At 58.4% G+C, this 22,854-nt stretch carries 24 protein-coding genes and 1 tRNA gene; 15 read left to right on the plus strand and 10 right to left on the minus strand.

Features of this window, described 5'->3' with window-relative positions:
• Positions 1–196: 196 nt before the first annotated feature.
• A complete protein-coding gene (locus H8S45_RS02210) occupies positions 197–730 on the minus strand; it encodes a methylated-DNA--[protein]-cysteine S-methyltransferase (protein WP_107632159.1) in 534 nt (177 codons plus the stop codon).
• A 191-nt stretch (positions 731–921) separates the two neighbouring features.
• A tRNA-Thr gene (locus H8S45_RS02215) sits at positions 922–997 on the minus strand.
• A 163-nt stretch (positions 998–1,160) separates the two neighbouring features.
• Between H8S45_RS02215 and rpsF the strand changes: the two genes are divergently transcribed.
• Genes rpsF through rpsR form a run of 3 tightly spaced genes read left to right on the plus strand, consistent with a single transcriptional unit; the run spans position 1,161 to position 2,254 of the window.
• Positions 1,161–1,457 carry a 30S ribosomal protein S6 gene (gene rpsF / locus H8S45_RS02220; protein ID WP_054326603.1) on the plus strand — a complete coding sequence of 99 codons (297 nt, stop codon included), beginning with the start codon at positions 1,161–1,163 and terminating at the stop codon, positions 1,455–1,457.
• A 14-nt stretch (positions 1,458–1,471) separates the two neighbouring features.
• Entirely contained in the window at positions 1,472–1,960 is a 489-nt protein-coding gene (locus H8S45_RS02225; RefSeq protein ID WP_054326602.1) for a single-stranded DNA-binding protein, read from the plus strand.
• Between the two features lie 21 nt (positions 1,961–1,981).
• Positions 1,982–2,254 carry a 30S ribosomal protein S18 gene (rpsR, locus tag H8S45_RS02230; protein WP_054326601.1) on the plus strand — a complete coding sequence of 91 codons (273 nt, stop codon included), beginning with the start codon at positions 1,982–1,984 and terminating at the stop codon, positions 2,252–2,254.
• A 180-nt stretch (positions 2,255–2,434) separates the two neighbouring features.
• On the opposite strand, the gene gyrA is transcribed toward rpsR, so the two are convergent.
• The 8 genes from gyrA to dnaA all read right to left on the minus strand — a co-directional run bounded on the left by gyrA (position 2,435) and on the right by dnaA (position 11,936).
• A complete protein-coding gene (gene gyrA / locus H8S45_RS02235; RefSeq protein ID WP_054326600.1) occupies positions 2,435–4,975 on the minus strand; it encodes a DNA gyrase subunit A in 2,541 nt (846 codons plus the stop codon).
• A gap of 70 nt (positions 4,976–5,045) precedes the next feature.
• Positions 5,046–6,986: a DNA topoisomerase (ATP-hydrolyzing) subunit B gene (gene gyrB, locus H8S45_RS02240; RefSeq protein ID WP_054326599.1), complete on the minus strand. Its 1,941-nt coding sequence runs from the start codon at positions 6,984–6,986 to the stop codon at positions 5,046–5,048.
• 55 nt (positions 6,987–7,041) lie between these two features.
• Complete coding sequence (gene remB / locus H8S45_RS02245; protein WP_054326598.1) at positions 7,042–7,302, minus strand: extracellular matrix regulator RemB; 261 nt, start codon at positions 7,300–7,302, stop codon at positions 7,042–7,044.
• A gap of 174 nt (positions 7,303–7,476) precedes the next feature.
• Complete coding sequence (gene recF, locus H8S45_RS02250) at positions 7,477–8,577, minus strand: DNA replication/repair protein RecF (protein ID WP_054326597.1); 1,101 nt, start codon at positions 8,575–8,577, stop codon at positions 7,477–7,479.
• The gene (locus H8S45_RS02255) at positions 8,574–9,098 is read right to left on the minus strand and encodes a hypothetical protein (protein ID WP_107631348.1); all 525 of its coding nucleotides are present in this window, start codon (positions 9,096–9,098) and stop codon (positions 8,574–8,576) included. The genes recF and H8S45_RS02255 overlap by 4 nt, the downstream gene beginning before the upstream one ends.
• Positions 9,082–9,324 (minus strand): RNA-binding S4 domain-containing protein, encoded by a 243-nt coding sequence (locus tag H8S45_RS02260; protein WP_107631349.1) that lies wholly within the window; start codon positions 9,322–9,324, stop codon positions 9,082–9,084. Before H8S45_RS02260 ends, H8S45_RS02255 begins: the two co-directional genes overlap by 17 nt.
• Positions 9,317–10,426 carry a DNA polymerase III subunit beta gene (gene dnaN, locus H8S45_RS02265; RefSeq protein WP_186949486.1) on the minus strand — a complete coding sequence of 370 codons (1,110 nt, stop codon included), beginning with the start codon at positions 10,424–10,426 and terminating at the stop codon, positions 9,317–9,319. Before dnaN ends, H8S45_RS02260 begins: the two co-directional genes overlap by 8 nt.
• Before the next feature lie 229 nt (positions 10,427–10,655).
• A complete protein-coding gene (dnaA, locus tag H8S45_RS02270) occupies positions 10,656–11,936 on the minus strand; it encodes a chromosomal replication initiator protein DnaA (RefSeq protein WP_107631351.1) in 1,281 nt (426 codons plus the stop codon).
• A gap of 310 nt (positions 11,937–12,246) precedes the next feature.
• Between dnaA and rpmH the strand changes: the two genes are divergently transcribed.
• From rpmH to H8S45_RS02330, 12 genes are all read left to right on the plus strand, one after another.
• Positions 12,247–12,381: a 50S ribosomal protein L34 gene (rpmH, locus tag H8S45_RS02275; protein WP_054326593.1), complete on the plus strand. Its 135-nt coding sequence runs from the start codon at positions 12,247–12,249 to the stop codon at positions 12,379–12,381.
• 261 nt (positions 12,382–12,642) lie between these two features.
• The gene (rnpA, locus tag H8S45_RS02280) at positions 12,643–12,987 is read left to right on the plus strand and encodes a ribonuclease P protein component (protein WP_054326592.1); all 345 of its coding nucleotides are present in this window, start codon (positions 12,643–12,645) and stop codon (positions 12,985–12,987) included.
• Complete coding sequence (gene yidD, locus H8S45_RS02285; protein WP_054326591.1) at positions 12,984–13,196, plus strand: membrane protein insertion efficiency factor YidD; 213 nt, start codon at positions 12,984–12,986, stop codon at positions 13,194–13,196. Before rnpA ends, yidD begins: the two co-directional genes overlap by 4 nt.
• Positions 13,197–13,312: 116 nt before the next feature.
• Positions 13,313–14,287 (plus strand): YidC/Oxa1 family membrane protein insertase, encoded by a 975-nt coding sequence (locus H8S45_RS02290; RefSeq protein ID WP_054326590.1) that lies wholly within the window; start codon positions 13,313–13,315, stop codon positions 14,285–14,287.
• A 3-nt stretch (positions 14,288–14,290) separates the two neighbouring features.
• Positions 14,291–15,238, plus strand: coding sequence for an RNA-binding cell elongation regulator Jag/EloR (gene jag, locus H8S45_RS02295; protein ID WP_107631352.1), 948 nt, complete (start codon positions 14,291–14,293; stop codon positions 15,236–15,238).
• 21 nt (positions 15,239–15,259) lie between these two features.
• Positions 15,260–16,621, plus strand: coding sequence for a tRNA uridine-5-carboxymethylaminomethyl(34) synthesis GTPase MnmE (gene mnmE / locus H8S45_RS02300; RefSeq protein ID WP_054326588.1), 1,362 nt, complete (start codon positions 15,260–15,262; stop codon positions 16,619–16,621).
• A 258-nt stretch (positions 16,622–16,879) separates the two neighbouring features.
• Positions 16,880–18,763 (plus strand): tRNA uridine-5-carboxymethylaminomethyl(34) synthesis enzyme MnmG, encoded by a 1,884-nt coding sequence (gene mnmG, locus H8S45_RS02305; protein ID WP_147573752.1) that lies wholly within the window; start codon positions 16,880–16,882, stop codon positions 18,761–18,763.
• Positions 18,760–19,464, plus strand: a complete 705-nt coding sequence (gene rsmG, locus H8S45_RS02310) for a 16S rRNA (guanine(527)-N(7))-methyltransferase RsmG (protein WP_186949488.1) — start codon at positions 18,760–18,762, stop codon at positions 19,462–19,464. The genes mnmG and rsmG overlap by 4 nt, the downstream gene beginning before the upstream one ends.
• A 194-nt stretch (positions 19,465–19,658) precedes the next feature.
• A complete protein-coding gene (locus H8S45_RS02315) occupies positions 19,659–20,480 on the plus strand; it encodes a ParB/RepB/Spo0J family partition protein (protein ID WP_054326586.1) in 822 nt (273 codons plus the stop codon).
• Between the two features lie 150 nt (positions 20,481–20,630).
• Positions 20,631–21,410: a ParA family protein gene (locus H8S45_RS02320; protein WP_054326585.1), complete on the plus strand. Its 780-nt coding sequence runs from the start codon at positions 20,631–20,633 to the stop codon at positions 21,408–21,410.
• Positions 21,410–22,285, plus strand: a complete 876-nt coding sequence (locus H8S45_RS02325; protein ID WP_054326584.1) for a ParB/RepB/Spo0J family partition protein — start codon at positions 21,410–21,412, stop codon at positions 22,283–22,285. The genes H8S45_RS02320 and H8S45_RS02325 overlap by 1 nt, the downstream gene beginning before the upstream one ends.
• A 10-nt stretch (positions 22,286–22,295) precedes the next feature.
• Entirely contained in the window at positions 22,296–22,841 is a 546-nt protein-coding gene (locus H8S45_RS02330) for a hypothetical protein (protein ID WP_054326583.1), read from the plus strand.
• Positions 22,842–22,854: the final 13 nt, after the last annotated feature.

Genomic DNA, 22,854 nt, shown 5'->3' on the forward strand with positions numbered 1-22,854 from the left:
GATATCGTTAAAATCCCTGTCCTTTTGACCTCTGGTGGTCAATCCCGCCGCCTATATTTTTTGATATGTTGGGGCGTTCAGCAAAGCAAGGGCAGGCATACGGATTTCGCGATAAAAAAACCGCGCCCGCCCACAAAAGGGAGGCGCGGTTTCCGCTTTGAAAAGGAATGATGCAGAAAGACGCTTATATTTTCTTTTAAGGCGCCGTACTGTGTTTTGGCACAAAATACTCTTTCTTCAGGGCGCCCTCCAATTGGAGAAGGGCAATTTTTTTATCAATGCCGCCGGCATATCCCGTTAAGCTGCCGTTTGCTCCAACAACGCGATGGCAGGGGACGATAATGGATATCTCATTTCGCCCAACGGCTCCGCCCACCGCTTGGGCAGACATACGTTCCAAACCGCGCCTGGCCGCGAGCTGCTTTGCGATCTCCCCATATGTCGTGGTCTGTCCATAAGGGATAGAGGAAAGGATTTCCCATACCTCATTTTGAAAATCCGTGCCGATAAAATGGAGCGGGATTTTGAAATCCGGCTCTTTCCCCGAGAAATAAATAGCAAGCCATTTTTTAGCTTGTTCGAATACCGGAATCTCCTTTTCCTCACGCTCTTTGTCCAGATAAAACGCAAAATATTTTTGCCCCGCAAACCATAATCCGGTTAGGCCGAGCTCATCTGCGGCCAGCAAAATCTCCCCCAGGGGAGACTGGTAATGACTGATATACTGCATATTATCCCTACCTATCAGAAGCACCCTTTGTTCCCGTTTCTTTTTCTGCTCTATTATAATTTTACCATACAAGCTCCATAATTGCCAACAGCAGAAGCATTATCGGAACCCGAGGAGACACTGTCAGGTATTCAGAAAGCTTATTGGAAAAGAGTAAAAAACCCGTTATTTCTTTGGAAATAACGGGTTTTTGGAGCTTGCGGCCGGACTCGAACCGGCGACCTGCGCATTACGAATGCGCTGCTCTACCAACTGAGCCACGCAAGCATTTCAACTTGTCAGCCTTGTTAGTATACCATGATTCTGCGGTTTCGTCAATGTTTTTTTCTTGATTTTACTTGACTTTTTCTCCCTGTTCGATATAATAGTAAGGTATCCTTGCTCACATCATTGGATGTGGGCCAAAAGTCCAAAAGGAGGTGCTAAGAAAATGGCAAAGATTTCTGGCAAGTACGAGACGATCTTCATTGTCAACCCCACGCTGGAAGAAGCAGCGGCTACCGCTGTTGCGGACAAGTTCAAGTCTCTCGTCGAGGCAAACGGCACGAACGTGGAAGTGGAAGACTGGGGCAAGCGCCGTCTGGCGTACCCGATCGAGGACCAGACCGAGGGCGTTTACACCCTGATCCGTTTTGAGTCCGCTCCCGCTTTTCCGGCTGAACTGGACCGTATCTACAAGATCACGGACGGTATCATGCGTTCCATCATCGTCTGCCTGGACGACTAAGGCGGTGAACTGAAATGCTCAACAAGGCGATTCTGATGGGTCGTTTGACCCGCGATCCCGAGTTGCGCCATACCCAGAGCAATATGGCTGTGTGTTCGTTCCGCCTTGCGATCGACCGCGACCGCAAGGGCCCGAACGGCGAACGTCAGACCGACTTCATCGACTGTGTCGCATGGGGCCGTCAGGCGGAATTCGTTGCACAGTGGTTTGCGAAAGGCGTCATGGCGATCGTAGTCGGCCGCATCCAGTCCCGCCAGTGGCAGGACCAGAACGGCAACAACCGCACGGCCATTGAGGTCAACTGCGACGAGGTTTCCTTCGGCGAAACCAAAAAGTCCCGTGAAGCAAACGGCGGCTACGCAGGCGGCGGTTACGGCTATGATAACGGATCGCAGATGCGGCCCGAGCCTGCCGCGTCCCAGGTTGCTCCCGCATTCGATCTGCCCGCGGGCGATTCGGATTTTCAGGAGCTGGCCGACGACGACGGCGATGTCCCATTCTAACAAAGAGGAGGTTACGCGACAATGGAAGAAACCAAAAAGGAATTCACGCCCCGTCCGGAGCGTGCAGAGCGCCCGCAGCGCGGCCGTCGCCGCCGCAAGGTTTGCGCTTTCTGTGTTGATAAAATCGAGCACGTTGATTATAAGGATGCCGGCAAGCTGCGTAAGTATATGTCCGAGCGCGGCAAGATCCTGCCCCGCCGTATGACCGGCACCTGCGCGCATCACCAGCGCCAGCTGACCGAGGCGATCAAGCGCGCCCGTCACATTGCTCTGCTGCCCTACACCGCAGAGTAATCCGTTACGTTTTTTCAAAAAAGGATACAGAAAGACCGTTTTTCTTCGGAAAGACGGTCTTTTTTTATTTACCAAAAGGAGAGCAGACGGCCTGCTTATAAAAATTGTCCACAAGGATGTGGACAATTTTCTCGCTTTCCGAATAAAGGAAAAGCCGCCCCTAATGGGGCGGCAAAAAGCTTACGCCTGCGTTTCTTCCTCGGAAGCTTCCTCTTCCTCCTTATCCGTGCGCGCAATCGAGATCACCTTGACGTCCTCGCCTGTGCGCATCACAATAACGCCCTGGCTGCCACGTCCGCACTCGCGGATCTCCTCGCAGCCGGTGCGGATAATTACGCCGTCGTCCGTTATAATCATCACGTCGTTTTCATTATCCACGACCGCGATGCCCGCCACAAGGCCGGTTTTGGCGGTCAGATTATGCAGCGTCATTCCGCCGCCGCCGCGGTGGTGGATGGTAAAGTCCTCCACCGGCGTGCGCTTGCCGTAGCCGTTTTCCGTGATAGAAAGCACATACGCGCCCTTTCTGGCGCGCGCCGCGCCTACCACATAGTCGCCCTCGTTCAGCCGGATGCCGCGCACGCCGGTCGCGGTGCGGCCCATCGCACGGACCTCGGTCTCGTCAAAACAGATCGCGCGGCCCTCATGCGTGGCGATCAGGATATTCTGCTCCCCGTCGGTCAGGCGCACATCGACCAGCGCGTCGTCCTCGTTCAGGTTCAGGGCGCGCAGGCCCGCGCGCCGGATGTTCTGCAAGTCGCTCAGCACCACGCGCTTGGCGACGCCCTGACGGGTGACGAAGAACAGGAATTTATCATCCGCAAATTCCTTGATGGGGAACATGGCGGTGATTTTTTCGTCGTTTTCCAATTCCAGCAGGTTGACGATATTCATGCCCTTGGCCGAGCGGCCGGTCTCGGGTATCTGGTAGCCCTTAAGCTTGTACACCTTGCCGCGGTCGGAGAAGAACAGGATGGTGTCATGCGTCGAGGCGGTGAAAATATCCTTGGCAAAGTCCTCCTCGCGCGTACTCATCGCGGAAACGCCGCGCCCGCCGCGCCGCTGCGCGCGGTAAACCGAGGTCGGCTGGCGCTTGATATAGCCGAAATGGGTCAGCGTATATGCGCAGTCCTGCTGCTCGATCAGGTCCTCAATGTCGATCTCGTCCGCGACGTTGGCGATCTCGGTATGGCGCTCGTCGCCGTACTTTTGCTTGATCTCCTGCAGCTCGTCCTTGACCACCGCGAGGATGTTCGCGTCGCACGACAGGACCTCCTCAAACGAGGCGATGCGCCCCTCCAGCTCTTTGTACTCATCATTGATTTTCTCCTGCTCCAAGCCGGACAGACGGCCCAGACGCATGTCCACGATCGCCTGTGCCTGCGGCTCGTCCAGATGGAACTCAAAATGCTCCGATCCGTCCACGATGCCGAGCAAGGCGATCTGGTCGATCCAGAACGGCTCGGCCATCAGGTTTTCCTTGGCCTCGGCCTCGTTTTTGGAAGCGCGGATGATCTGAATGATGCGGTCGATGTTATCGGTCGCGACCTTTAGGCCCTCGAGGATATGCGCGCGGTCCTGCGCCTTTTTGAGATCAAAGCGCGTGCGGCGCTCGACCACGTCCTTCTGGAACGCGACATACTGGTCGATGATCTGCCGCAGCGTGAGCACGCGCGGCTGCAGCTTGCCCGCCGCGCCAGTCGGCACAAGAGCGATATGGATCATCGAAATGGTATCCTCAAGCTGGGTATAGGTGAAAAGCTGGTTGAGAATGACCTGCGCGTTGGCGTCGCGGCGGATATCCACCACGATCTGCATGCCCTCGCGCGAGGAATGGTCCTGAATATTGGTGATGCCGTCCACGCGCTTGTCCTTGACCAGGTTAGCCATCGCTTCAACCAGGCGCGCCTTGTTGACCATGTACGGGATCTCGGTGATCTGGATCTGGCTGCGGCCGTTCGCCAGCTCGACAATCTCGGCCTTGGCGCGCACCTTGATCTTGCCGCGGCCGGTGGCATACGCCGCGCGGATGCCGCTGCGGCCCATGATGACGCCGCCGGTCGGGAAGTCCGGCCCTTTGATGAACTGACAGATCTCGTCCAGCTCGGCCTCCGGATGGTCGATCACATAGCAGATGCCGTCGATCACCTCGGTCAGGTTATGCGGCGGGATGTTGGTCGCCATGCCGACCGCGATGCCCGACGAGCCGTTTACCAGAAGGTTGGGGAAACGGGAGGGGAGCACGAGCGGCTCCTGCCGCTCCTCGTCGAAGTTCGGGCCGAAATCCACTGTGTTTTTCTTAATATCCGCCAGCATATGATTGGCGATCCTGGCCATGCGGGCTTCGGTGTAACGGTAGGCCGCCGGGGGGTCGCCGTCCACCGAGCCAAAGTTGCCGTGGCCATCGATCAGCGGATAGTGCAGGGAAAACGGCTGCGCCAGGCGCACCAGCGCGTCGTATACCGAAGCGTCGCCGTGCGGATGATAGCGGCCGAGCACGTTACCGACCGTGGTCGCGGACTTGCGGTAGGGCTTGTCCGAGGTCAGGCCGTCCTCATACATCGCGTACAGGATGCGGCGGTGGACCGGCTTGAGGCCGTCGCGCACGTCGGGCAGCGCGCGGCCGACGATCACGCTCATCGCGTAATCGATATAGCTCTTGCGCATCTCCTTTTCCAGGTCCACCTGTAAAATTTTCTGCTGTTCGTATTCTTGACTCATTCTATGCCTCCGAAAATGTTGGCGTTATTGACCGGCCGGCCTGATACGGTACAGCCTGCCGAAAACCGCATCATACGTCCAGATTCATTACGTATTTCGCGTTTTTCTCGATAAATTCGCGGCGCGGCTCGACCTTTTCGCCCATCAGCAGCGCGAACGTCTCGTCCGCGGCGGCCGCGTCGTCCATCGTCACCTGCAGCAGCGTGCGGTTTGCCGGATCCATGGTGGTTTCCCAAAGCTGCTCAGGATCCATCTCGCCCAGACCTTTGTAGCGCTGCACGCGCACATTGTCGCCCATCTCGGCAATACAGGTGCGCTGCTGCTCCTCCGTATAGGTATAACGCACATCCTTGCCCTTTTCGTTCTTAAACAGCGGCGGCTGGGCGATATACACATGCCCGTGCTCGATCAGCGGCCGCATGAAGCGGAAGAAGAAGGTCAACAGCAGGGTGCGGATGTGCGAGCCGTCCACGTCGGCATCAGCCATGAGGATAATCTTGCCGTAGCGCAGCTTGGACAGGTCGAAATCATCGCCAAAGCCCGCGCCGAACGCGGTGATCATCGGGGTGAGCTTGTCGTTGCCGTATACGCGGTCCAGGCGCGCCTTTTCCACGTTCAGCATCTTGCCCCACAGCGGCAGGATAGCCTGGTGCCGTCGGTCGCGGCCCTCCTTGGCCGAGCCGCCCGCGGAGTCACCCTCCACGATGTAGATTTCGGTATAGGTGGGGTCCTTTTCGATGCAGTCCGCCAGCTTGCCCGGCAGGGAGGCCGAGTCCAGCGCGGATTTGCGGCGCGTCAGCTCGCGCGCCTTTTTGGCCGCCTCACGGGCGCGCGCGGCGGTCTGCGCCTTTTCGATGATGGTGCGCGCGACCTGCGGATTTTCCTCGAAAAAGGTCATCAGCTTGTCGGACACCATGGTGTCTACCAGCGCGCGCATATCGCTGTTGCCCAGCTTGGTCTTGGTCTGGCCCTCGAACTGCGCCTCCTGCAGCTTGACCGAGATAATCGCGGTCAGTCCCTCGCGCGCGTCCTCGCCCTTGAAGGATTCGTCGTCCTTGAGCAGCTTATATTTCCTGCCGTAATCGTTAAGCACGCGGGTAAGCGCAGCCTTGAAGCCGGTTTCATGCGTGCCGCCCTCAGTGGTGTTGATGTTATTGGCAAAGGAAAGGATCAACTCGTTATAGCTGTCCGTATACTGCATCGCGACCTCGGCCATCGAGGTATCGCGGCTGCCCTCCATATAAATAACCTGCTCGTGCAGAGGGGTCTTGGTGCGGTTGAGATGCTCGACAAACTGGCGGATGCCGCCCTCGTAGTGCATCACATCCTCCACCGGCTCGTCGTCGCGCTCATCCCGCAGGGTGATCTTGAGGCCCGCGTTGAGGAACGCCTGCTCGCGCAGGCGCTTTTCCAGCACGTCGTAATCAAATTCGGTCGTCTCGAAGATCTCCGGATCGGCATGGAAGCGGATGGTGGTGCCGGTTTCGCTCTCGCAGGGCGTATCGCGCATTTTAACGGCCGTCACGCCGCGCTCAAAGCGCATATAGTGCCTGGTATGCCCGTCGCGCACCTCGGCCTCCATCCAGTCGGACAGCGCGTTGACGACCGACGAGCCCACGCCGTGCAGGCCGCCGGACACCTTGTAGCCCGAACCGTCAAACTTGCCGCCCGCGTGCAGCACGGTCAGCACGACCTCGAGCGTGGGAATGCCCATCTGCGGATGGATACCGCAGGGGATGCCGCGGCCGTTATCCGCCACACGGATGATGTCGCCCTTTTCGATCGTGACCTCGATATGGGTGCAGTAGCCCGCCAACGCCTCGTCGATCGAGTTGTCCACGATCTCGTAAACCAGATGGTGCAGGCCGCGCGCGGAGGTCGAGCCGATGTACATGCCCGGCCGCTTGCGGACCGCTTCCAGCCCCTCGAGCACCTGGATCTGGCTCTCGTCATAGGCGTCGGTCACCTTCAGGTCGAGTACCTCGTCCTTAATTTCCAATTCTTCACTCATATTTCCAGATTTCCTTTCGAGAAATTGCGGTAACATACTTCCTTCATGCGCGGCGTTATACGGCATACCCCTTTTCCGCGCGCCTTTGCAGCGCCTGCGGCGAAAGCTGGGTCAGGTAAAGCGTTTCGCCCAGCGCGTTCTCGCACAGCACGGCCGCGCGCGGCAGGTCCTCGTACAGCTCGATGATACGCCCCTCCTCCTGCATGCGGGAGAGCAGCCCACGCGTCCGTTTGGACGCGGTCGCCGTATCCATATCGAACACCGCCACCACGGTCTGCAGGGGAACGATATAATCCTGTCCCAAATGCAGATACATAAAAAACCCCTGTTTTCACGAAAAATGGGCAGAAGAAAACACAATGGAGCATGCATCGGCCGGCGTTTTCTCCCGCCGTGCCTGGCATGCGCCACCGGCCCTGCCCCAACGTGGCATTCTATTATAGATTATACCACTTTTTTCTTCATTTGTGTACTGAAAAGCGCGAAAAGGTCAAATAATTTTACCGTTTTTTATATGGAAAACCGCGCCGGCGCGCAGCTTGTCCGATATCCCGTCCTCGCAGCAGGTAATCATCACCTGTCCGTCCGCGATGCGGTTGAGGACAAAATCCTGCCGCCGGCGGTCCAGCTCGGAAAGCACGTCGTCGAGCAGGAGTACGGGGTACTCCCCATCCTCCTGAAAGAACAGCTCGCGCTCGGCGAGTTTGAGGGAAAGCGTACACGTCCGCACCTGCCCCTGCGAGCCAAACGCGGCCGCGCTGCGGCCGTTCAGCAGGAGCGTCAGGTCGTCCTTATGCGGACCGGACAGGCAGCTTTTCGCCGCCAGCTCCGCGGATCGGTGGGCGTAAACATGCGCGGCAAGCTGCTGCTCGATCTGCTTTGCGTCCGCGAACGGGTCGGTGACCGAGGAAACCGTCTGATACGCGCCGGAAAGCGCCTCCTGCGGCGCGATATCGGCGTAGACGGCCGCCGCCGCTTCCAGCAGCCTGCGGCAGTAGTACGCGCGGTAGCGGATGATCCGCGCGCCGAAGTACGCCATGCGGAGGGAGAAATCCTCCCACAGGTTCAGCAGGGTGGGTTTTTCCTCGCTGTCGCGCAGGATGCGCGTCTTGTGGTCGTGCAGGCGGTTGTATTCCTCCAGATAACGCGCGTAATTGGGCCGAAGCTGGCACAGCGCCACATCCAGGAAGCGCCGCCGCGCGCCCGCGCCCGCGCGCACCAGCATCAAATCCTCCGGACAAAATAAAACGGTTTTCAAAAGCCCCTGCATATCCGCCTGGCGCTTCTGCCGCACTCCGTTTTTGTAGATTTCCATGCTTTTGGCGCGCGAAAGGCGCAGCTCTACGGTAAAATCCCGATCGTGCGCCGCAAAATCCGCGCGGATGAACGCATGGTCGGCCTCAAAGCGCAGGCCCTCTTTTTTCTGCGCCGTGCGAAACAGACGCATGGTCGAGCAGACCGCCACCGCTTCGAGCAGGTTGGTCTTGCCCTGCCCGTTCTCGCCGCAGACCAGGTTGACCGACGGGTCGAAAGCGAAGCGCGCCTTTTCATAATTGCGGAAATTTTCCAGCGCAAGCGTGTGAACGTTCAAAGCGCGCTCACCTGGATGGACGGGTTTTTCCTCTTCAGCAGGCCGAGCAGCGCGTCCTTACCGTCCGGAATGGCGGAAAGCGGGAAATAATAGGCGTTGTCCTTGGTCGTAAAGCAGAAGATCTCGCTGTCGTATACTGCGCCCGTAATCTCGTCATAAGGCAGAAAATAGTCGCGGACCAGGCCGTCGTTGCCGACCGTGACCTCCTTATCGCTGCAGCAGACCGTGCAGGGGACGCTTTCCTTGCCGAATTCTTCCCGATAGTATTTAAGGATCTTGTCCACCCTCCTGCCGTTCATGCCGCCGAACGTGTTGCGCAGCCACCAGAACAGCACCGCCGCAATGCCGACCAGGAACAGCACGAATCGGGTCGGCAGATAGGCAAGCACCAGCACCAGCACCATAATCCCTGCTTTGAGCAGCGAGGACCGTCTGCGCGTCCGGTAAAGCGGCAGCGACGGATAAATTTTTTCATAGAACCGGCGGAGCAGCGCTTCATCCTGGTTATAGTTGATCTCCATTGCCTGTCCCCTCCTCTTCGTTCCGTATCGCAACGGTTTCGCCGTTCAGCGTCACCGTATCGCCCGATCGCAGCTTTTTCCCGCGCATGGTGCAGGGCTGCCCATTCACCTGTACCTCGCCGGACGCGATGCGGAGCTTGGCTTCCCCGCCGGAGGCGGTCAGGTTCGCGAATTTGAGCAGCGCGTCCAGCTTGATGTATTCCGTGTCAATCCTGATTTCAGTCATTGGCCTTCAGCCTCACCGGCAGCACAAGGTAGGTGTACTTGTCCCCCTCCAGCGGGGAAACGACGACCGGATTGAGCGGGCCTTTGAGCTGTAGCAGCACGGTGTCGTCTCCCGCGGCGCGCAGCGCGTCCAGCACATAGCGGTTATTGAAGCCGATTTCCAGCTCGTCGATCGTCCCGTCGAACGCGCATTCGTCATAGCTCTTGCCGACCGCGGTGATGCACGACATCTGCACATAAGAGCCGTCAAAGTGGAAGCGCACCGGATTTTTCAGCTTTTCGGAGACGATCAGGGACACGCGCTCGATACAGGTGATCAGCTCATGCCGGTCGGCCTTGACCACATGCTCGAACTCGGCCGGTATCGCGGCGCGGTAGTTGAGGAATTCGCCGTCGATCAGGCGGGTGATGAGCGTGGTGCCGCCGATGCGGAACAGGATGTTTTTCCGGTCCGGAAAGATCTCGACATCCCCCTCCTCTTCGGTGAGGATGCGCTCAATTTCGCGCAGGGAGGAGCCGGGTACGACGAATTTCATGTCCCCGGAAATGCCCTCCACAGTTTCGCGGCGCACGGAAAGGCGGTACCCGTCCACCGCGACCACGTTCAGGCGGCTGCCCTCCAGCTCGAACAGGCATCCGGTATGGATGGGCTTGGATTCGTTATCCGAAACCGAAAAGATGGTCTGTGCGATCATGCTTTTGAGCATGGACTGGGGAAGAGAAAAGCCGGTTTCGCTCGACACCTCGGCCAGCGCGGGATATTCGTCCGCCTCAGTCGCAATCAGGTTGAACACCGCGCGGCCGCATTTGATGGTGGTCAGCAGCTTGTCGTCGGTTTCCAAGTAAACTGTGTCCTGCGGCAGCTTGCGCACGATATCGTAAAACAGGCGCGCGTTGAGGACGATGCTTCCGGATTCGATCACGTCGGCCTCGGCCGTGGTGCGGATCCCCATGGACAGGTCGTAGCCGGTCAGGGTGAGCGAATTGGGCGCGGTGTCAATCAGCAGTCCTTCCAGCAGCGGCATGGCGCTTTTTCCCGTGACCGCGCGGGAGGCGGTGCCGATCAGGCTGAGCAGGGTTTCTTTTTCACAGGAGAATTTCATTGGGCATTCTTCTTTCTTTTCGGAAATCTAACAAAAAAACAAGATAGGTTTTTATCGTCGTAGTAGAGGCTGGGGAAATTGGGGAAAAACGGTGTACAGCGAGATTTCCCGCGGGAAATGACGTACACAGCAGGCTGTGGATTGTTTTTTTGTCGTCCACAGTCGGCGGGGGCCGCATTTTTTTCCACAGGGCTTAGGCTGTGCAATCCACAGGGAATTGTGGAAAATCCTATTCCCCGCGGATGTTGTTGTGCAGCTTTTTGATGACGTCCTCGGTTTCGCGGGAATTTTTTCGTTCCTCCTCGATTTTGTTGCAGGCGTGCATGACCGTGGTATGGTCGCGCTTGAATATTTTAGCGATATCGGGGAAGGAATATTCCAGTTCCTGCCGGATCATGTACATGGCCATCTGGCGGGGATAGGCGACGTCCTTGGAGCGGTTCTGCGAGATCATCTGCTCGACCGGTATGTAAAAATAATTGGCGACCGCTTCCATGATGCGCTCGGGTGTGGGGTTAAGGCCGGGGTTTTCCGTGCGCAGCGCGTCGATCGCGTTTTCAGCCAGCTCAATGGTGATCGCTTCGTCCATCAGCTCGTGCATGGCCTTGATTTTTTTGACTGCGCCCTCAAGCTGCCTGATGTTTGCCTGGATGTTTTCCGCGATGTAGGTGGAAACATTGTCCGGCAGAGCCACGCCCATCTTGCCGGCCTTGTCGCGGATAATGGCGATGCGCGTTTCAAAGTCCGGCGGCTGGATATCGGCCAGCAGGCCCCACTCGAATCGGGTCTTCATGCGGTCTTCCAGAGTGTTGATCTCCTTGGGAGGGCGGTCGGAGGTCAGGACAATCTGCTTTTTCGCCTCGTACAGCGCGTTGAAGGTATGGAAAAACTCCTCCTGCGTGCGCTCCTTGCCAGCGATGAACTGCACGTCGTCCAGCAGCAGCAGGTCTACCACGCGGTATTTGTTGCGGAAGGCCTGTACGTTGCCCTCCTGGATGGCGGTGATCAGCTCGTTGGTGAAGTCCTCGCCCTTGACGTAGATGATGCGGAATTCCGGATGGGTCTTGCGGATGACGTTTGCAATCGCGTACATCAAATGGGTCTTGCCCAGACCGGAGTTGCCGTAAATGAAAAGCGGGTTGTTTTCCGCAGCGGGATGCTGGGATACCGACAGTGCGGCCGCGTGTGCGAACTTGTTCGACGAGCCGACGATGAACCGCTCGAAAGTATAATCGTCGTAAGGGGAGGAGCTGGCGGTCGGCGCGGTGTATTCGCCGGTCACGACCACAACCGAAACCGGATCGCCGAGAAGCTCCTGCAGAACGTTCTGCAGCGGGTCGATAAACCGCTGCTCGATGATCTCCTTTTTGAATTGTACAGGGGAATGCAAAATCAAACGGTTGTCCGCAAAAGAAACAACCGTGACATCGTCAAACCAGGCGGAAATGGTGGACGGTGAAAAATTGGGTTCCAGCCGTTCGAGCGCCATTTCCAGTATATTATTGGCCATGGGGCGCCTCCTGTCGATATAAATACAATTCTATAATAGCATAATCGGGCGGCGGATTCAACGCAAATTGTTGATAAAACAAACTTCTCGCCGTTGTTGCCACCCCAATTATTGTGCTGTTTTTTTACCAATCCCCAAGATGTTGATAAGAGGCTGAAAACATAAAAAAATCTTGACATTCGGCGCTTTTTATAAGATAATAATTATTGTCTCATATTCTGCGGACAGGCAGCGGCATATGCCCGCGTCATGCGCCGGACCTATGCCGGTGCCCATCCGTAAATCCATCAAACAGGGAGGTGCTCGAAGTATGAAGAGAACGTATCAGCCTAAGAAGCGTCAGCGCTCCAAGGAGCATGGTTTCCGCAAGCGCATGCGCACGTCGAACGGCCGCAAGGTGCTGGCCCGCCGCCGCGCGAAGGGCCGCGCTAAGCTCACTGCGTAAGCTTGGCTGGAAGCTACAGCTTCCATGCAGGTTTTGATAAAAAGCCTGCTTTTCTATTTTCATCGCGCCTGCGGCGCGGAAGTGTTCGTAACGAGCCGCTTATGCTGTAAGCGGTTCGTTTTTTCTTAGCAGAAAACCGGCGCAGATCGTTTGGGCGGCGCCCGCCGGAGCGGAAAAAGGGGCGTCCGCCGGCTTTGCAGTGTACTTAGATGCAAAGAGGTTCGTTTTTCAGGGGCATCGGAAAAACGAGGGGTTTCAGAAATGAAAAATACGATATCCTTAAAGGAAAACCATGAATTCCGGCGGCTGTACCACCGCGGCACATCGTCCGCGGGCAGGCATCTGGTGCTGTACTGCCGCAAAAACAAGCTGGGCCGCAACCGGCTCGGCCTGACGGTCAGCGCAAAGCTGGGCAAGGCCGTGCAGCGCAACCGCGTAAAGCGGCTGTTTCGGGAAGCCTACCGCTTGCATGAAAATGAATTTGCAAGGGGAATCGACATCGTGCTTGTCGCGCGCAGCCGCGCGGTGGGCGCGACCTATTTGGAAATTGAAAAATCGCTGCTGCGGGCGCTCCGCGAGAACCCGTCCGCCGCAGCACGGTCTTGAAACGCTTTATGCTGGCGGCGATCCGCTTTTACCGCCGGCATATTTCGCCCGCCAGACCGCCCTGCTGCCGTTATATCCCGACCTGCTCGCAGTATGCGATCGAGGCGATCGAAAAATACGGCGCGCTCAAGGGCGGCTGGCTGGCTTTCAAGCGGATCATGCGGTGCCATCCGTTTTCCAAACGGGGTCCATACGATCCGGTGCCGTAAGGGGGAAAGGGGGCGGCGCGGCCGTTTTCCATCCTCCGCGCGCTGCGGCGCGCGAGAAAAATTGAATTTCCTTCCGGCGGGGGCGGCCGTCCCCGCCGGATTACGGGAGGATTATAATGGGAGAAGCATTCGGTCTTATTATCGTCAGGCCACTCGGCCTGATCCTGCTGGCAATCTTCAAGGCGGTCGGGTCGTACGGCCTTGCCGTTATCCTGTTCGCGCTGCTCGTCAAGCTGATCTGCATACCGCTTGCCATTAAGGGCAAAAAGAGTATGCTTGCGATGAGCGCGCTCAACGCGGAGCTGCAGCAGCTTCAGAAAAAGTATGCCAACAACCGCGTCAAGCTCAACGACGAGATGCAGAAGCTGTATGACAAGCACGGCGTTAACCCTATGTCGGGCTGTCTGCCGCAGTTCATCCCGCTGCCGATCATGATGGGCCTGTACTACGCGGTGCAGCAGCCGCTCAAGTTCATGATGGGCTTCAGCGACGAGGTTATCGCTAAACTGGCCAACGAGGTGGGCGTGGATATCGCGACTGCCGGCTACTATGGCCAGATCACAATTGCCGAGAAGCTGGGCGATATGTTCCAGAGCGCAGGCAACGTCTGGCCTGAGGCCATCACCAAAATCACGGACGGTATGGGCGAACTGCTCAATATCGATTTCCATTTCCTCGGCCTGAACCTGGCGCAGACGCCGTCCATCACCGATCCCGGCTTTATCTGGATCATCCCGATCCTGTCGGGTGCGACCGCGTTCCTGTCCAGCTATGTCATGCAGAAGATGCAGAACATGCCGAGCAACGCCGCCGCCGGCCAGATGAAGATGCTCAACCTGCTGATGCCGCTGATGTCGCTGTATTTCGGCTTTATCCTGCCGGGCGCCATCGGCATCTACTGGATTTTCAACAACGTGTTCTCCTGCGTGCAGGAGATCATCCTGACCAAGTACCTGCGCGGCAAGCGTGAAAAGAAAGAGGCGGAGGAAGCCGCGCGCATCGAGGCCGCCAAGGAAGCCAAGCGCATCGCCAATCGGGAAGCGCAGCGGCAGCAGTCCCTGGAAGCCAAAAAGAAAAAGGGGGACAAATAAACCATGCAGAAATTCATTGAAACGACCGGGGAGACCCGCGACGCCGCGATCCAGGCCGCTTTGAAGCAGCTCGGCCTCGATCGGGACGACGTTTCGGTAGAAGTGCTGGATAATGGCAAAAAGGGCTTTTTGGGCATCGGCGCGACGCCGGCCCGCGTCCGCGTGACCTATGAGGCGCCGGACGAGCCAGTAAAGCCGGCCGAACCTGTCCACACCCCTGTGGAAAAGAAAAAGGAAGAGAAGCCGGAAAAGCTCTCCATCACCACGGATGACGATACGCCCCGTCTGGTCAAGGCCGCACCCGCAGACTTCGTGCCGGAAAAGCTGGAGGTGGAGCGCCCGCCGCGCCGCGAACGCCGCGAGCGCGGGGACCGTCCGCGCCGCGAGCGTCGGGAGCGCCGCCCGCGTGAGGAGCATCCCATCACGCCGTCCGTTCCCAAGGAGCGCGAGCTGATTCCGGTTTCCGAGGAATGCATGAAAAAGGCCGAGGTTCTGGCGACGGATTTCGTCGCCGGCCTGCTGGAAAAAATGGGTGTGGAGGGCAAGGTCACCATTCTGCCGCAGGTCGAATGCGACCAGCTCCGCATTGAGATTTCCGGACCGGATATGGGTCCGGTCATCGGCCGCCGCGGGGATACGCTGGACGCGATCCAGTACCTTGGCTCGCTGGTGCTGAACAACGCGCTGGACGAGCATGTCCGCCTGTCCGTGGATACCGAGAACTATCGCGTCAAGCGGATGGAAAGCCTGGAACGCCTGGCGCGCAAAATGGCGATGAAAGTCGTCAAGTCCCATCGCTCGATGACGCTCGAGCCGATGAACCCCTACGAGCGCCGCATCATCCATGCCGCGCTGCAGGATTTCAACGGCGTGACGACCTATTCGACCGGCACCGAACCCGGCCGCCGCGTGGTGATCGCGCCTGACAGCAGCTATCGCCCGCATCACTGATTTTCTTGGGGGATAGCATTGATGAACGATACCATTGCCGCCATTTCATCCGCGGGCGGTCCGATCGGATTGATTCGGGTATCGGGCGAACGGGCGATTGAAGCGGCCGCCGCGGTTTTTGATGCGAAAAACGGGAAAAGCCTGGTAGATGCTCCCTCGCAGAAGCTGGTTTACGGCACGCTACGGGATAAAAATGGCAAGGTCGTCGACTGCTGCTTTGCGGTCGCGCTGCACGCGCCGCACACCTATACCGGCGAGCCTATGGCCGAATTACAGTGCCATGGTTCGACTGCGGTGCTGCAGCTCGGGCTGGACGCTTTGTTCGCGCAGGGCGTCCGCCAGGCGGAAGCGGGCGAGTTTACCCGACGAGCTTTCCTCAACGGCAAAATGGGGCTTTCCGAGGCCGAAGCGGTTCATGACTTGATTACCGCGCGCACGGCCGAGGCCGCTCAAAATGCGGCCGCGCAGATCATGGGCGCGGTCGGCTCGCCAGTGCAGGAAATGCGGGACGAGCTGATCGGTATGGTTGCGCATTTCCACGCGGTTGTGGATTTTCCGGACGAGGATATCGACCCCGTGCTGTTCGAGGACGCGGCCGCGCTGCTCCACCGCACGACCAGCCGCCTGTACAGCATGGCGGAAAGCTATGAGCGCGGGCGTATCTTGCGGGAGGGCATCCCCTGTGTGATCCTGGGGCGGCCGAACGCGGGCAAGTCCACGCTGCTCAACGCGCTGCTGGGACGGGAGCGTGCGATCGTGACCGATATTCCCGGCACGACGCGCGACCTGATCGAGGAGAACGTCAAAGTGGGCCAGCTTTTGCTGCGCGTGACCGATACGGCTGGCCTGCGGGATACGAACGATCCCATCGAGCAGGCGGGCATCGACCGCGCGATGGCGGAGGCTGCGGCGTCTGCTCTGATCCTCGCGGTGTTCGACGGCTCCCGCCCGCTGGGTGACGAGGATATGCTGGTGCTCGCGCGTTCCGCGGGGCATCGGGCGATCGCGGTGGTCAATAAGGACGACCTGCCGCGCCGGCTGGAGGAAAAGCTGCTGAAAAAGCATTTCCTGCATATCGTACCCCTTTCCGCTAAGACGGGGGAGGGCCTGCAGCGGCTGCTCGACCTGATCCCCAGAACGGTCGGCTTTGGCGACGGCGCGTTTGACGGCGCGCTGATCACCAATTCCCGCCAGGCCGCCGCGCTGGCCCGCGCTGCGGAGCGGTGCGAGGCCGCGCTGTACGCCGCCCAGTCCGGAATGACGCCCGACGCCGTTGTGATGGACGCGGAGGGCGCGATCGCCGCGCTGGGCGAGATCACCGGCGAAACCGTGACCGAGGCTGTCGTCTCGCGCATCTTCAGCGATTTTTGTGTCGGTAAATAAACCGGCCGCCCGATGGAAATGCAGGGCCGCTGCTGAGGCAGCGGCCCTGTTTGCGTTTGCCGCTTTCTATAAGAGAATACGATCTGTATATTATAATATAAAAATAATATTATGTATTTAACAGAATCCACATTTGGCAGAAGTTATCCCAAGTTTACACAGAGTTATCAACAGCTATGTACAAAATAAAACACAGAAATACGGACGCTTTGCTGTATTTTACAGGACCATCCGGTCAGAAAAGGAGGATTGTGCGTCATGCTTTTTTCGTCTGAGCCGTTCGACGTTGCCGTGGTCGGGGCGGGGCATGCGGGGATTGAAGCCGCGCTGGCCGCGGCGCGCCTTGGCATGAAGACCGCCTGCTTTACGATCAACCTGGACGCGGTTGGCAATATGCCCTGCAATCCGGCGATCGGCGGCACGGCAAAGGGACATCTGGTGCGCGAGATTGACGCGCTGGGTGGAGAGATGGCGCGCGCGGCCGACGCGGCCTGCATTCAGTACCGTATGCTCAACCGTGGGAAAGGGCCGGCGGTACATTCACTGCGCGCGCAGGCTGACCGCGTGCAATACAGAACGTATATGAAGCATGCGCTCGAACAGCAGGAGGGCTTGCAGCTCATGCAGGACGAAGTCGTTTCGGTGGAAACCGAAAACGGCGCGGTCAGCGCGGTTACGACCGCGATCGGCGCGTGCCATCCGGTTAGGGCGGTCATCATCGCAACCGGCACCTTTTTGGGCGGCCGCATCATTATCGGGGACTATACGCGGGAAAGCGGACCAGACGGAATGGCGGCGGCAGGCCCGCTGACCGAGTCGCTGCGTGCGCTCGGCCTGCGGCTGCAGCGCTTCAAAACCGGTACGCCGCCGCGCATCCATCGCCGTTCGATCGACCTTTCCGGCTTGGAACTACAGAGGGGGGAGGAGGAGATCATCCCCTTTTCGTTCGATACCGAACAGCCGCCGGAAAACCGGGCGGTTTGTTACCTGACCTATACGACCGGCAGGACGCATGAGATCATCCGCGCGAACCTGAACCGCTCGCCGCTGTACGGCGGCAGGATCGAGGGGGTCGGCCCGCGCTACTGTCCGTCGATCGAGGACAAGGTCGTCCGCTTCGCGGATAAGCCGCGCCACCAGCTTTTTTTAGAGCCGATGGGGCTTGAGACGGAGGAGATCTATGTGCAGGGCTTTTCCTCCTCCATGCCGTTCGACGTGCAGCGCAATATGCTGCATACGGTTAAGGGGTTGGAGCATGCTGAGATCATGCGGCCGGCCTATGCTATTGAATATGACTGCGTCGATCCGTTGGAATTGCGTCCCACGCTGGAAACGAAAAAAATCAGAGGTTTGTATGGCGCGGGGCAGTTCTGCGGCTCCTCCGGCTATGAGGAGGCCGCCGCGCAGGGTTTGATCGCGGGCATCAACGCCGCGCTGTGCCTCAAGGGAGAGAAGCCGCTCATCCTTGACCGTGCGGACGGCTATATCGGCACGCTGATCGACGACCTGGTGACGCGCGGCACGAACGAGCCGTACCGGATGATGACCTCGCGCTCGGAATATCGTTTGCTGCTGCGGCAGGACAACGCAGACGAACGCCTGGTACCCATCGGCGTGCGCGTGGGGCTGAACCCGCCGGAACGTGGCGCGCGCGTGCGGCGCAAATATGAGCAGGTACAGCAGGAGATCAACCGCGTGGCGTCGGTGGGCGTGCCGGTGACGGATGCGCTCAACGGCTTTCTCGCGGGGAAGAACAGCGCGCCGCTCAAGGCGGGCTGCAAGCTGATCGACCTGCTGCGCCGCCCCGAGCTGTGTTATGCCGATCTTGCGCCGTTTGATCCCGACCGGCCGGCGCTGCCGGCGGTCATTCGGGAGCAGGTCGAGATCCGCATCAAATACGCGGGTTATATCGACCGTCAGGAGCGCGACGTGGAGCAGTATCGTAAGTTGCAGAGCCGTCCGCTGCCGCCTGAGCTGGATTACAGCGCGATTGATTCGATCCGCCTGGAGGCGCGGCAAAAGCTGAACGCGGTCAAGCCGCTCAATTTCGGACAGGCTGCGCGGATATCGGGTGTTTCGCCTGCGGATATCACGGCGCTGATGATCTATATGGAAACACGGTGGAAAGGAGGGAACGCATGAACGAACGCATGCTGCTGGAGGACGGACTTAAGCAGCTTTCCCTCTCTTTTTCTCCACAGTCTGTGGAAAAATTGCTACGCTTTTCCGACCTCCTGCTGGAAAAAAATCGGGTGATGAACTTGACCGCAGTGACCGATCCCACAGAGGTCGTGACGCGGCACTTCCTTGACTGCGCGGTGCTCGCGCCCCATCTGCCGGCTGGCCAGACCGTGCTGGACGTTGGTACGGGCGCGGGCTTCCCGGGTGTGCCGCTCGCCATCCTCTGTCCGGACACGGTGTTTACCCTGCTGGACGCGCAGCGCAAGCGTGTCGATTTCCTGCAGGAGACAATCTCGGCGCTCGGCCTGTCCAACTGCACCGCTGTCCACGCGCGGGCGGAGGAGTTCGCCAAAGCACATCGCGCCGCGTTCGATGTTGCGGTGTCGCGTGCGGTTGCCGAGCTGCGTGTGCTGTGCGAGCTGACCCTGCCGATGGTCAGAGTGGGAGGCGCGTTCTATGCCATGAAAGCCGCGGACTGCATGGATGAGGTCGGTTCGGCTGCGCATGCGTTCGCTGTGCTCGGCGCGCCCGCCGCCGAGCTGCTGCACTATACCGTGCCGCATGCCGGAGTAGAGCGCACGATGGTCCGCCTGCAGAAGCTCGAGGATACGCCCGACCGTTACCCCCGCCGCTTCAAAAAAATACAGACCGACCCCCTGTAATTACAAAATGTAAACCCTCTGTTGAGAAATAACAGAGGGTTATTTTTTGTCCGAAAATGCACGGAAATGTGTGTTTTCTGGTAGGAAATGACTGGTAACGGTCGAAAAAGCAAAGTTTTGCGGTCGATTTTCCTTGTCAAAATGTAATAATATGGTAATCTATTACCAAAGGACATAAGGAGGTAATGAATTTGATGTCGGTTTTGACACTTGTGACAGGAAAAGAGGATCGTACATTGCGTCGCATCCGCGTGAGCGATATTGCGCGCAACCCCAACCAGCCGCGTAAATATTTTGATCCTGAGGCGATTGCCCAGCTTGCGGAAAGCATCCGTCAATATGGGGTACTCAATCCGCTGACCGTGCGGCGCGCACCGAACGGCGGCTATGAGCTGGTCGCGGGAGAGCGCCGGCTGCGCGCGGCCCGCGTGGCGGGACTGAATGAAGTACCCTGTCTGGTAATCGCTGCGGATTCGCAGGATTCCTCCGCGATTGCGCTGGTGGAAAACCTGCAGCGGCGCGACCTGGACTTTTTTGAGGAAGCAAACGGTTTCAAGCGGCTGATCGACCAATACGGCTTGACGCAGGAGGAAGCCGCGCGCAAGGTTGGCAAAACACAGTCGGCGGTGGCGAACAAGCTTCGCCTGCTCCGCCTTTCGCCGCAGAATATGGAGATGATCCGCAGCGCGAACCTGACCGAGCGGCATGCCCGCTGCCTGCTCCGTCTGGAACAGGAGGAGGATCGGATCAACGCGACCAAGTTTATTATCGAGCATGATCTGAACGTCAGCCGCGCGGAACAGTATATCGATACCCTGCTAAAGGAAAAGGAAACGCCGTCGGGACAGGAGCGCAAGGTGATCCGGCTGATTAAAGATGTTCGCTTTTTCCTGAATACGCTCAACCGCGCGGTCGGCGTTATGGTGGACGCGGGTATCGGTGCGACCGTCGAGCAGCAGGAAAGCGACGACGGGCTGACGCTTACTATCTGCATTCCGCATGCCCGCTGCAACTAATTTTGATATTGATACGGCAGTGTTTCACGTGAAACAAAAATCTTGGGTTGTTTCATGTGAAACATTGCTGTTTTTTCTTTGCTTTTGATTGGTGTTGTGCTATAATAAAACCCGTAAGAAAATAAGGGAAAGCCGAGGAGAAAAACGCTTATGGGTAAAATCATCGCGTTCGCCAATCAAAAGGGCGGCGTCGGCAAAACGACCACGGCCATTAATCTTGCGGCTGCGTTGTTCGAGCGTGGCAAGCGCGTACTGCTGTGCGACTTTGACCCGCAGGGAAACGCAACGTCCGGCTTCGGCGTTGATCCGCGCTCTTTGAAGACCTCGATCTATGATCTGATCGTCGCGGATGAGCCGGATGTGAAAAGCGCCATTGTATCGACCAAATGGGTCGACCTGATCGGCGCAAATGTCAACCTGGCAGGTGCGGAGCTGGACCTCATCATGATGGAGGGACGGGAAAACCGTCTCAAGGGCGTGCTCGATCGTGTCAGGGAAGAATACGATTATATTTTCATTGACTGCCCGCCCTCACTGGGACTGCTGACGCTCAACTGTCTTTGCGCGGCGGACAGCTTCCTGGTGCCGCTGCAGTGCGAATATTACGCGCTGGAGGGCCTGAGCCAATTGATGACAACCGTCCGTATGGTGAAAAAGAGCATGAATCCGTCGCTCGCGCTGGAAGGCGTGCTGCTGACCATGTTTGACGGACGCACCAACCTGTCCATCCAGGTGGTCGAAGAGGTAAAAAAGCACTTTCCGGGCGAGGTATTCTCGTCGGTTGTGCCGCGCAACGTGCGCCTGAGCGAAGCGCCCAGCCACGGCAAGCCGATCACGGATTACGACCGGATGTGCCGCGGCGCGGAAGCATATCTTTCCCTCGCGGATGAAATACTGAAAAAGAATAAGCAGGAAAAGGGGAGAGTGTGATGTCATCGACCAAAAGGGGACTGGGCGGCGGCCTGTCCAATCTGTTCGGCGGCGATGTCACCGACCTGAGCGCCGCAGGCGCGGCGGCGGGCGGCGTCACCCAACTTTCCCTTTCCAGAATCGAGCCCAATCCCAATCAGCCGCGCAAGGTCTTCGACCCAAACGCGTTGGAGGAGCTGGCGGAGAGCATCCGCCTGCACGGCGTAATCACGCCGATCACCGTGCGCGCAGGGGAGAAGAGCGGCTACTACCAGATCATAGCCGGTGAGCGCCGCTGGCGCGCGGCGCGGATGGCGGGACTCAAGGAGATACCGGCCATGGTGCTGGAAGCGCGGGAAAGCGAGATCATGGAGCTGGCCCTGATCGAAAACCTGCAGCGGCAGGACCTCAATCCTATCGAGGAGGCCGAGGGCTATGACTTGCTGATGCGGCAGTTCGGGCTGACGCAGGAGGAGGTCGCGCGCCGCGTGGTCAAATCGCGTCCAGCGGTAGCGAACGCGCTGCGCCTGCTGGCGTTGCCCGACGAGGTACGTGTTATGGTCAGTGAGGGCAAGCTGTCCGGCGGTCATGCACGCGCCGTGCTGGCAGTGTCCGAAGCGGACAAACGTGTGGAAGCGGCCAGACAGATGGCCGGCATGACCGTGCGGCAGGCCGAGGCGTTGGCGAAAAAGCTGAACAAAAAGCCGGTGCAAAAGACCGAAAGCGCCGTTTTTTCCGTGGATTACCTGTCCGAAGCCGCGCGGGAACTGGAAAGTGTGCTCGGCCGCAAGGTCAGCATCCAGCAGGGGAAAACAAGCGGCACCTTGACGCTGGAATATTATGGATCAGACGATCTGGAACGCCTGATTGAAGCGCTGCGCAGCCTGCGCGTATAAGGAGGAAAACATGGACGAGCAGAAAAAAACGCCGGACGGGCCCAAGCCGGAAAAAAAGCTCAGCCGCACGACGCTTACCTTTTATATCATCGGCCTGTTTACCGTGGCGCTCGCGCTGATTTTAATCAGCTATATCGCGCAGGCTCGCGCGGACAGGCAGCTTGACACGCTGACTAACCAGTTGACCGAGCAGCAAACGGTCGCGCAGGGCGCGACACAGAAAATGGAAGACCTGCAAAAGCAGTTCGACGCGCAGAGCAAGGCGCTGGACGGTGTGCGCAGCGCGCTCGACAGCGAGCTGGCGCACACTGATGTGGTCGCCGCCGCTACGCTGCGCATGGAGGAACGCGACGTATACGCCGGCTTGGCGCGCATCAGCGCACAGCTTTTATCGGAAAACACGGAGGACGCGGTGCGGGAATACGACGCGCTGGTGGAAAAATACGGTGCAGAACGTCTGCTCGGCCGCGCAGCGGAAAATTCGTTCGGCTCGGATATCAACAAATTATTTGAAGCCGTGCAAAAGCAAATAGAGGATTTAACAACAGAAGAATAAAAAGGAGTAACGT

Source organism: Agathobaculum faecis (genome assembly GCF_014287995.1).
Lineage (GTDB): Bacteria > Bacillota > Clostridia > Oscillospirales > Butyricicoccaceae > Agathobaculum > Agathobaculum ammoniilyticum.